Here is a 9,698-nt window from a genome sequence, read left to right on the forward strand (position 1 = left end):
CAAATCCCTGTGGCGAGGGGGCTTGTCGGATCAATAATCGAAGAACACCGTCTCGTCATCGGTACCCTGCAGAATCACGTTCCACTGGTACACGCCCGACGCATCCTGCTTGGCCATCAGCGTATTGCGACGCTCGGCCGGCACGCACTCCAGCAACGGATCATTCACGTTGGCCGCCTCGCCATCAAAGTAAATCCGCGTCAGCAAGTGTTTCACCAGGCCACGGGCAAACACCAGCACCACCAGGTGCGGCGCCTGGGTCGTGCCTTTCAAGCCTTCAACCGTGCCCGGCTTGATCGTGGTGAAACGAAAACGTCCTTCGGTATCCACCGGCACCCGGCCAAAACCTTCGAAGTTCGGGTCCAGGGGTTTGTCCTGGTCGTCTTCCGGATGATCGTATTTGCCAGCGGCGTTGGCCTGCCAGACTTCCAGCATTGCGTCGTTGACGACATCGCCATTGCCATCGACCACTTGCCCGGTGATCGCCACGCGCTCGCCCAGGGTTTGTTCGACGGTCAGGTTTTCGCGGTTCAGCCAGGTCAGGCCGATGTGGTAGTACGGCCCGACGGTGTGGGACGTGGTCGCAGTCAGCGTCATCTTATTTCTCCATCGGCGTGGCGTCGCGGCCGCGCAAAACGATGTCCCAGCGATAACCGAGGGCATAGGAAGGGATGGTTTTTTCCAGATCGAAGGTGGCGATCAAGCGCTCCTTGGCGCTGGTATCGGGCACGCAGTTGTAGATCGGGTCGTACGCCAGCAGCGGATCACCCGGGAAATACATCTGCGTCACCAGGCGCGTCAGGATGCTCGGCCCGAACAGCGAGAAATGGATGTGCGCGGGGCGCCAGGCGTTGTGGTGGTTACCCCATGGATAGGCGCCGGGCTTGATGGTCTGGAACTGATACCAGCCATCGGCGTCGGTCACGGTACGGCCGGTGCCGGTGAAGTTCGGGTCCAGCGGCGCGTCGTGCAGGTCGCGAGCATGGGCGTAGCGACCGGCGGCATTGGCCTGCCAGATCTCCACCAGAATCCCCGGCACCGGCAGACCGTTTTCATCCAGTACACGACCGTGAATGATGATGCGCTCACCCTGTGGCTGCCCCTCATGCTGGGCAGTCAGGTCGTTGTCCTTCTCGTTGACGCGCTCGGCGCCGATGGTCGGCCCGGTGATTTCCGACAACGAATGGGGCAGAAACACCAACGGCCTGGACGGCGAGCGCAGGTTGGTGGATTGATAGGTCGGGTGCAGGTATGGCGGCTGAGTGCCCACCTGCGGGCGACGGTAACCAGGCTTGTCAGTCATGAAGCATTCCTCAGTTCTTATAAGTCTTCAAAGCGCGTCAGACGCGTTCGATCGCCAAGGCCAGACCCTGGCCGACGCCGACGCACATGGTCGCCAGACCTTTCTTGCCAGCGGTTTTTTCCAGCTGATGCAACGCAGTCAACACCAGTCGCGCACCGCTCATGCCCAACGGATGACCCAAGGCAATCGCGCCGCCGTTGGGGTTGACCTGGGCTGCATCGTCGGCGATCCCCAGTTCACGCAGCACCGCCAAACCCTGGCTGGCGAAGGCTTCGTTGAGTTCGATCACGTCGAAATCGCTGACTGCCACACCGAGGCGTTCGGTCAGTTTACGCACCGCGGGCACCGGGCCAATGCCCATCACCCGCGGCGCAACACCGGCGCTGGCCATGCCCAGCACTTTGGCGCGGGCGGTCAGGCCGTGTTTCTTCACGGCTTCGGCCGAGGCCAGGATCAACGCTGCCGCGCCATCGTTCACTCCGGAGGCGTTGCCGGCGGTGACAGTTTTGTCAGGGCCGTTGACCGGTTTGAGTTTGCTCAGAGCTTGCAGGGTAGTGTCGGCGCGAGGATGTTCGTCCTGGCTGACCACGGTTTCACCCTTCTTGTGGGCAATGCGCACTTCGACGATCTCTTCGGCGAAAAAACCTGCAGCTTGCGCGGCGGCGGTGCGTTGCTGACTGCGCAAGGCGAATGCGTCCTGATCGGCGCGAGACACCTTGTAATCGTCGGCGACGTTATCGGCGGTCTGCGGCATGGCATCCACACCGTACTGGGCTTTCATCAACGGGTTGATGAAACGCCAGCCGATAGTGGTGTCTTCCAGTTTCATGTTGCGCGAGAACGCCGCGTCAGCCTTGCCCATCACGAACGGCGCGCGGGACATCGACTCGACGCCACCGGCAATCGCCAGCTCCATCTCGCCGCTGGCGATGGCGCGGAACGCGGTGCCGATGGCGTCCATGCCCGAAGCGCAAAGACGATTGAGGGTCACGCCGGGAATGCTTTCCGGCAGGCCCGCCAGCAGCAGCGCCATCCGCGCTACGTTGCGGTTGTCTTCACCGGCCTGGTTGGCGCAGCCGAGGAACACCTCGTCCACCGCAGACCAATCCACCGACGGGTTGCGCTCCATCAGCGCCTTGATAGGCACGGCGGCCAGGTCATCGGCGCGAACCGTCGACAGACCACCGCCGAAACGGCCGATGGGGGTACGAATCGCGTCGCAGATATAAACGTCACGCATCAGGCTTCTCCGGGGGCTTGGCCGTGGGCGGCGGCGGTGCGGGCTTCAAGATCGCGTAGCGCGGTCAACTCCACGATGGTTGGCTCCGCAGTGGTCGCAACACTGTCGGCAAAGCGAATCGGCCAACCGGTGGCGGCGACCACTTGCTCGCGGGTCACGCCCGGATGCAGTGCGGTGACCACGAACTCGTGGGTGCCCTCCTCCGGCTCCATGGTGCACAGGTCAGTGATGATCCCGACCGGACCGGCGCCCGGCAGACCGAGACGCTTGCGCGAATCGCCGCCCTCGCCATGGCCGACCGAGGTAATGAAGTCGAGCTTGTCGACAAACGAACGCGCTGACTGCTTGAGGATGATCAACACGCTCTTGGCGGAACCTGCAATCTCCGGCGCTCCACCGGCACCCGGCAGGCGCACTTTCGGTGCGTGGTAATCGCCGACTACGGTGGTGTTGATGTTGCCGAAACGGTCGACCTGCGCCGCGCCGAGGAAGCCGACGTCGATGCGCCCGCCCTGCAGCCAGTAACGGAAAATTTCGCCGGTCGGGACCACGGTGTCGGCGGTTTCCGCCAGTTCACCGTCGCCGATCGACAACGGCAGTACGCTCGGCTTGGCACCGATCGGACCCGATTCGTAGATCAGCACGACATCAGGCGAGGACGTCAGGCGCGCCAGGTTGGCCGCTTTCGACGGCAGACCGATGCCGACGAAGCACACCGACCCGTTCTTCAGACGGCGAGCGGCAGCGACGGTCATCATTTCATTGGTGGTGTAAGTCATTACTTCGCCTCCGAAGCGGCGGCCAGTTTGGCCTGGAACTCGCTGAAGTCAGCGCTGCCGTGGATGTATTCGTTGATCCACGCGGTGAAGGTTTCACGGTCGCGGGCAATCGGATCCCAGGCTTGGTAGAAACGGTTGTCACGCTCGTTGTAGCCGTGGGCATAGGACGGGTGTGCACCGCCTGGCACGTGGCAAACAGCACTCAAGGCCCAGGTTGGCAATACACAGGAATTCATCGGTGCATTGAGGTCGTCGACGATTTCCTCAACGGTGACGATGCAGCGCTTGGCCGCCAGCGCAGCTTCTTTCTGCACACCGAGAATGCCCCAGAGCAGCACGTTGCCCTTGCGGTCGGCTTTCTGCGCGTGAATCACGGTAATGTCCGGACGTACCGAAGGCACGGCGGCCAACACTTCGCCAGTGAACGGGCAGGTGACGGATTTGATCAGCGGATTGACTTTCGGCAGGTCGGAACCGGCGTAGGCGCGCAGTACGGCGAACGGCAGGCCGGAAGCGCCGGCGACGTAGGCATTGGCCAGGTCGGCGTGGCTGTGTTCTTCGATTTCCAGCGGGTGTGGCCACTGCTTCTCAACGGCGTCACGCAGGCGATGCAGGGAGCCGACACCCGGGTTGCCGCCCCAGGAGAAAATCAGCTTGCGGGCACAACCGGCACCGATCAACTGGTCGTAGATCAAGTCAGGGGTCATCCGCACCAGGGTCAGGTCTTTCTTGCCCTGGCGAATGATTTCGTGACCCGCCGCCGTCGGGATCAGGTGGGTAAAGCCTTCGAGCGCGACCGTATCGCCGTCATTTACGAATTGCTTCACCGCGTCGTGCAGCGAAAGGATTTCAGCCATTGGGGCAGGCTCCCATTTATTGTTAACCGACAGTGGAAGAAGGCGCCGATGCGCAGCGCCGCAATGACTGGAGATTAAGCCAGTGGAAAACGCCAAACAATCCGATAATCGACTAAACGTTCGATTATCGAACATATTGTTGCTTGGCTACCGATCCCCAAAAGCTTCGCGGGCAAGCCCGCTCCTACAGGTAAATACGCAATCCTTGTAGGAGCGGGCTTGCCCCGGGCGGCGATCCGACGAAGAGGCCCTCAACATCACGCGAGATTCCAGATCAGACTGTCAGGTCGCGTCCGCATGACTGACCATGCCCTTGATCACCACCGCCGTGGTCGCCAGGGCCGCCGGAATCACCAGCGCTGTCAGCACTTGCTCGAAATTCCAGCCCAACCCCAACAGCGTTGCCCCCATCCAAGCCCCGAGGATGGCGCCGAAGCGGCCGATCCCGAGCATCCACGACACCCCGGTGGCCCGCCCTTGAGTCGGATAAAACCGTGCAGCCAGCGACGGCATTGCCGATTGCGCGCCGTTGACACACATCCCAGCCACCAGCACCAGGGTCGCCAGCAGCGCGATGTTGCCCAGGCTCTGCCCTACCGCGTAGGCAAACACCCCGGCCAGCAGGTAAAAAATGCCGATGACCTTGTGCGGATTGAACCGGTCCATCGCCCAGCCCACGCCCACCGCACTCAGCACGCCGCCGAGCTGGAACAGCGCGCCGATGAAGGCGGCTTGTTCCATGCTCGCGCCACTGTCGCGCATCAGCGTCGGCAGCCAGCTGGTCAGCAGGTAAACGATCACCAGGCCCATGAAGTAGGTCAGCCACAGCAGCAAAGTGCCGACGCTGTAGGTGCCGGAGAAGATCACCGCGAACACATTGCGCGCCTTCACGGTTTTCTGTTCCGGAACGCTGAAGCTGGACGCCTGGGCCACCACCGTCGGATCGATCGGCGCCAGTGCCTTGCGCACTTTGTCCGTACTGCGATTGCGTACCACCAGGTAACGCGCCGACTCCGGCAACCAGAGCAGCAAAACGGCGGCGAGGATCAGCGGCAGAATCCCGCCGATCAGCAGCAGGCTGTGCCAGCCAAAGGCCGGAATCAGTTTGGCCGAGATAAATCCGCCGCCAGCCATGCCCAGGTTGAAACCGCAGAACATGCTGGTCACCAGCAAGGACTTTTTACGCTCCGGGGTGTACTCCGACAGCAGCGTGGTGGCATTCGGCATGCCGGCGCCCAGACCCAGGCCGGTCAGGAAGCGCAACACCAGCAACTGATCGATATTGCTGCTGTAGGCCGAGGCCAGGCTGAAGGCACCGAACAACAGCACCGCACCGACCAGTACGACTTTTCGTCCGAAGCGGTCAGCCAATGGCCCTGAACCGAGTGCGCCGAATACCATGCCGATCAAGGCGGCACTCATCACCGGGCCAAGGCTGGCGCGATCGATCCCCCAATCCTGAGACAGCGCCGGCGCAATGAAACCCATGGCCGCGGTATCGAGGCCGTCGAGCAAGACAATCAGGAAACACAGGATCACCACCCGCCATTGGTAGCGCGAAATGGGTTGAGCATTGATGAAGGACTGCACGTCTAGGCAGTTACCTACAGCAGACTGAGGCTGGTTCATTATTTTTATTCCACGGATCGCAGTCGAACGGTGTCAGCAGACGCTGACGAAGCCGCGACAGTAATGATCCGCAGGAAACAGCGTCAATTCGCCAGAAGCAACTCTGTGCGATTATCGAACAGCTTAGGCAAACAGTTGAGCGCTGAGGTCGCGACTGGCACTGAGCAAGCCTGGCAGAAATCGCTGTTCCAGTTCATTGCGGCTGACTCGCCCGGCGTGGGTGCTGACATTGAGGGCCGCAACCACCTGGCCGGAGGCGTCATACACAGGAACGGCGATTGAACGCAGCCCCTGCTCAAGTTCCTGGTCAACGATGCACCAGCCCTGCTGTCGCACCTCTTGCAGGCATTCGAGCAATGCCTCGGGGGTGTGGATCGTACGGCTGGTCTTGGCTTGCAGTTCGGCGTGATCGAGGTATTCGCCCAGCGACGTGTCATCCAGCGCGGCCAGCAGAATCCGCCCCATCGACGTGCAATAGGCCGGCAGGCGCCCGCCCACCGACAGGTCCACCGAAATCAGGCGCTGGGTGGTTGCGGAGCGGGCGATGTACAAAATGTCATCACCTTCCAGCGTGGCCATGTTGCAGGCCTCGTGCAGTTGCTCGCTCATGCGGTCCAGGTAGGGCTGGGCGGACACCGCCAGCGGCGTCGATGACACATAGGCATGGCCAAGGGTCAGCACTTTGGGAAGCAGCGAATAGGTGCGGCCGTCGGTGGTGGCGTAGCCGAGTTTGATCAGGGTGTGCAGGCAACGGCGCACGGCGGCGCGGGGTATTTCCGTTCGGTGACTGATCTGGGCGATGGTCAGGTGTCGTTTGCGCTCCTGGAACGCTTGCACCACGGCCAGGCCACGGGCCAGGGACGTCATGAAGTCCGGGTCGCCGGTCAGTGCCTGGATCCGTTTGGCCGGTGAGGCAACGATGGGGGGAGCCACTGAAGTGAAGGAATTGCGCATTTGATCGTTCATACAAGGTCCTGTTACCCACTCGGATCAGCGACTATTACAAAGGGCTACCGCCTGGCGCTCAAGCCCGGCCGGCCATCTTCGGGCGATTATCGGACGATCGACCGATAATCGCAATCCACCGTATCAATCACCCGATTCGCGGGTGCCCGGTTTTTCGCTGACTCACGAACCGCTGTTTACATCGACTCGACACAGGACTTAATGGGGCAATCCAAATGCCGTAACTTGTTCGAACATAATGGGTCAGCAGGCATTGCTGCAATGTGGTACACACCGGCGTTCCAGTTAATCGTAAAGTTTCGAGCAACAAAATGGTCACACACCGGGATCCGCTTTTAACTCTTTGGATATAGTGTTCTTCAAATCGGCCGCTATAATACAATTCAGTAGCGCTTCGGTTTTTTACTTGCCGAACCCGCTGCCCGGCAATGCGATGCTCCATCGCCGTTGCCCGTTGCAAGCGCCAGGCTCGCATTGAACTGCCTTGCCAGTGCGCTTGCTGATACAGGAAACTGAAGCTACGTCAGCTGTTTATATCTGGTGCCGTGGCCGCCTGTGACATGGAAGTATTGATCACCCTGTTGCCAAAACGATGCCTTGACGGGCATTGCCCAGTCGACGAACGTGATCAATCGATTTGATGCAGCGCGTGTTCACCAGAATTTATCCCAACTCAATCAGGTAGCACTGTGACGAAAGACGAACTGCGCGCGGAACTAGAGCGCCAGGAACAACGCTACAAGGAAGTTTACGGCGGAGAAGTCACCACTTACGCCGCTCAACCCGAACCGGAACGCAAGCCCTGGCGTAAACGCGCCACCGTTCAGGATCAGGTTTTCCAGCAAGAACTTCAAAAAATGGAAAAGGAACTCAAAGCCGAAGAGCCGTGACTGCTTTGGCCTGATCCTTACAAAGGCCTGCCTCTGCACCCGTTGAACGCGGGGGTGTATTGATGCTGCCTTTCGCGCCCGCCATGAGCGGGCAGCAGCCATCACCATCGTCGAATCCGGCAGATTTCCGGTATCTGACCTATTTCTCAGATTTTTCTCACAACCGTTCGAACCCCTCTTACCGGGTCGTGAAGGTTTTGTGACGGTATCTTTTTTCTATTAAATCAATGGCTTATAAAACACAGCAAAACCGTGGGTTTTCAGGTGCCGCGGCAAAAAAACTCGTTGAAGTTTGTTACCGATGAGCAGCAAGTGCATTGATTAGCAGTCTTTTCTGGCATAATCGCGCCCCCTTATGACCGGGTCAGAAAACCTTCATGATCGATTTATTCAGCGGACTGGATGCTTGGGTGCTCGTGAGCCTCTTGCTCGCCCTGGCCTTTGTCCTCGCCTTCGAGTTCATCAACGGCTTTCATGACACCGCTAACGCGGTGGCCACCGTTATCTACACCAAAGCCATGCCGCCTCACCTGGCGGTGTTTTTCTCCGGTGTGTTCAACTTCCTCGGCGTGCTGCTCGGCGGGGTCGGCGTGGCGTATGCCATCGTCCACCTGCTACCGGTAGAACTGCTGATCAATGTGAACACCGGGCACGGACTGGCCATGGTGTTCTCGTTGCTCGCCGCCGCCATCACCTGGAACCTGGGCACGTGGTACTTCGGTATTCCCGCTTCCAGCTCCCACACGCTGATCGGATCGATTCTTGGTGTCGGCCTGGCCAACGCCCTGATCAACGACATTCCGCTGGCCGACGGTGTGAACTGGCAGAAAGCGATCGATATCGGCGCTTCCCTGGTGTTCTCGCCGATGGCCGGTTTCCTGATCGCCGCACTGATCCTGATCGGTCTTAAATGGTGGCGTCCGCTGTCGAAGATGCACAAGACACCGGAACAGCGCCGCAAGATCGACGACAAGAAACACCCGCCGTTCTGGAATCGCCTGGTTCTGGTGATCTCGGCCATGGCCGTGAGTTTCGTGCACGGCTCCAACGATGGCCAGAAAGGTATCGGCCTGATCATGCTGGTCCTGATCGGTATCGTGCCGGCCCAGTTCGTCCTCGACCTGAACAGCACGACCTACCAGATCGAGCGGACTCGCGACGCCACGCTGCACCTGAACCAGTTCTACCAGCGCAATGCCGAAACCCTGGGCGAGTTCCTGGCTCTGGGCAAGAGCCTGGATGGTGATCTGCCGGAGAAATTCCGTTGCAACCCGCAACAGACCGAACCGACCATCAACGCCCTGCTCGACACCCTCAAGGGTGTAGCCGACTATCACTCGCTGCCGGCGGAAAGCCGTATCGAAGTCCGTCGCTACCTGCTCTGCCTGGACGACACCGCAAAGAAAGTCAGCAAGTTGCCAACGCTCGGAGCTCGTGAAAAGGCCGACCTGGACAAGCTGCGCAAAGACCTGACCACCACCACCGAATACGCGCCGTTCTGGGTGATTCTGGCGGTTGCACTGGCCTTGGGCCTGGGCACCATGGTCGGCTGGAAACGCGTGGTACTGACCATTGGCGAGAAGATCGGCAAGCAAGGCATGACCTACTCCCAAGGCATGTCGGCACAGATCACCACTGCCAGCCTGATCGGCATGGCGAACATCTTCAGCCTGCCGGTTTCCACCACCCACGTGCTGTCCTCGGGCGTGGCGGGCACCATGGTCGCCAACAAAAGCGGCCTGCAAAGCGGCACCGTCAGAACCATCCTGCTGGCCTGGGTATTGACCCTGCCAGCCACCGTGGCCCTGTCGGCCGGGTTGTTCTGGGTGGCTTCGAAGGCTCTTGGCAGCTAATTAAAAGCAGCCAAACGGAAAAGGCGCGCTCCGTGAGGACCGCGCCTTTTTTATGGTTCTTCACGGAATCCCGGGAAACACAGAAACAAGAACGCCGATTTGGTTGATGATGTTCGTGCGAGCAAACACATCTAACAAACCGGCGTTCTTATGCGCGATATTAATACTTTCCTTCCTTTTT

The 9,698-nt window shown here is 60.1% G+C and carries 9 protein-coding genes; 2 read left to right on the forward strand and 7 right to left on the reverse strand.

All coding sequences use genetic code 11. From position 1 onward, the window contains the following. Nucleotides 1-30: 30 nt before the first annotated feature. The 7 genes from pcaG to pcaR form a co-directional block, all read right to left on the reverse strand. Nucleotides 31-597, reverse strand: a complete 567-nt coding sequence (pcaG, locus tag KGA81_RS28700) for a protocatechuate 3,4-dioxygenase subunit alpha (RefSeq protein ID WP_223550833.1) — start codon at nucleotides 595-597, stop codon at nucleotides 31-33. A 1-nt stretch (nucleotide 598) separates the two neighbouring features. Beyond that, a complete protein-coding gene (gene pcaH / locus KGA81_RS28705) occupies nucleotides 599-1,303 on the reverse strand; it encodes a protocatechuate 3,4-dioxygenase subunit beta (protein ID WP_223550835.1) in 705 nt (234 codons plus the stop codon). A 37-nt stretch (nucleotides 1,304-1,340) separates the two neighbouring features. Next, on the reverse strand, nucleotides 1,341-2,546 hold the full coding sequence (gene pcaF, locus KGA81_RS28710; protein WP_223550845.1) for a 3-oxoadipyl-CoA thiolase: 1,206 nt from the start codon (nucleotides 2,544-2,546) through the stop codon (nucleotides 1,341-1,343). Then, nucleotides 2,543-3,322 (reverse strand): CoA-transferase subunit beta, encoded by a 780-nt coding sequence (locus KGA81_RS28715; protein ID WP_223550837.1) that lies wholly within the window; start codon nucleotides 3,320-3,322, stop codon nucleotides 2,543-2,545. Before KGA81_RS28715 ends, pcaF begins: the two co-directional genes overlap by 4 nt. Next, complete coding sequence (locus KGA81_RS28720) at nucleotides 3,322-4,179, reverse strand: CoA transferase subunit A (protein WP_020798340.1); 858 nt, start codon at nucleotides 4,177-4,179, stop codon at nucleotides 3,322-3,324. The genes KGA81_RS28715 and KGA81_RS28720 overlap by 1 nt, the downstream gene beginning before the upstream one ends. A 282-nt stretch (nucleotides 4,180-4,461) precedes the next feature. Continuing rightward, on the reverse strand, nucleotides 4,462-5,808 hold the full coding sequence (locus tag KGA81_RS28725) for an MFS transporter (RefSeq protein ID WP_223550839.1): 1,347 nt from the start codon (nucleotides 5,806-5,808) through the stop codon (nucleotides 4,462-4,464). Nucleotides 5,809-5,931: 123 nt separating this feature from the next. Continuing rightward, nucleotides 5,932-6,774 carry a pca regulon transcriptional regulator PcaR gene (gene pcaR, locus KGA81_RS28730; RefSeq protein ID WP_223550841.1) on the reverse strand — a complete coding sequence of 281 codons (843 nt, stop codon included), beginning with the start codon at nucleotides 6,772-6,774 and terminating at the stop codon, nucleotides 5,932-5,934. Nucleotides 6,775-7,463: 689 nt separating this feature from the next. On the opposite strand from pcaR, the gene KGA81_RS28735 reads away from it, so the two are divergent. Next, nucleotides 7,464-7,664 (forward strand): hypothetical protein, encoded by a 201-nt coding sequence (locus KGA81_RS28735; protein WP_007986337.1) that lies wholly within the window; start codon nucleotides 7,464-7,466, stop codon nucleotides 7,662-7,664. A 377-nt stretch (nucleotides 7,665-8,041) separates the two neighbouring features. Further along, a complete protein-coding gene (locus KGA81_RS28740; protein ID WP_223550843.1) occupies nucleotides 8,042-9,517 on the forward strand; it encodes an inorganic phosphate transporter in 1,476 nt (491 codons plus the stop codon). Nucleotides 9,518-9,698: the final 181 nt, after the last annotated feature.

The organism is Pseudomonas sp. A-B-19, from assembly GCF_019947515.1.
Classification (GTDB): Bacteria; Pseudomonadota; Gammaproteobacteria; order Pseudomonadales; family Pseudomonadaceae; genus Aquipseudomonas.

What these genes read in the sequence shown, in the direction of transcription:
- KGA81_RS28740 (WP_223550843.1), top strand. Translation starts at nt 8,042, where the DNA reads ATGATCGATTTATTCAGCGGACTGGATGCTTGGGTGCTCGTGAGCCTC.
- KGA81_RS28720 (WP_020798340.1), bottom strand. Translation starts at nt 4,179, where the DNA reads ATGGCTGAAATCCTTTCGCTGCACGACGCGGTGAAGCAATTCGTAAAT.
- pcaR (WP_223550841.1), bottom strand. Translation starts at nt 6,774, where the DNA reads ATGAACGATCAAATGCGCAATTCCTTCACTTCAGTGGCTCCCCCCATC.
- pcaG (WP_223550833.1), bottom strand. Translation starts at nt 597, where the DNA reads ATGACGCTGACTGCGACCACGTCCCACACCGTCGGGCCGTACTACCAC.
- KGA81_RS28725 (WP_223550839.1), bottom strand. Translation starts at nt 5,808, where the DNA reads ATGAACCAGCCTCAGTCTGCTGTAGGTAACTGCCTAGACGTGCAGTCC.
- KGA81_RS28715 (WP_223550837.1), bottom strand. Translation starts at nt 3,322, where the DNA reads ATGACTTACACCACCAATGAAATGATGACCGTCGCTGCCGCTCGCCGT.
- pcaH (WP_223550835.1), bottom strand. Translation starts at nt 1,303, where the DNA reads ATGACTGACAAGCCTGGTTACCGTCGCCCGCAGGTGGGCACTCAGCCG.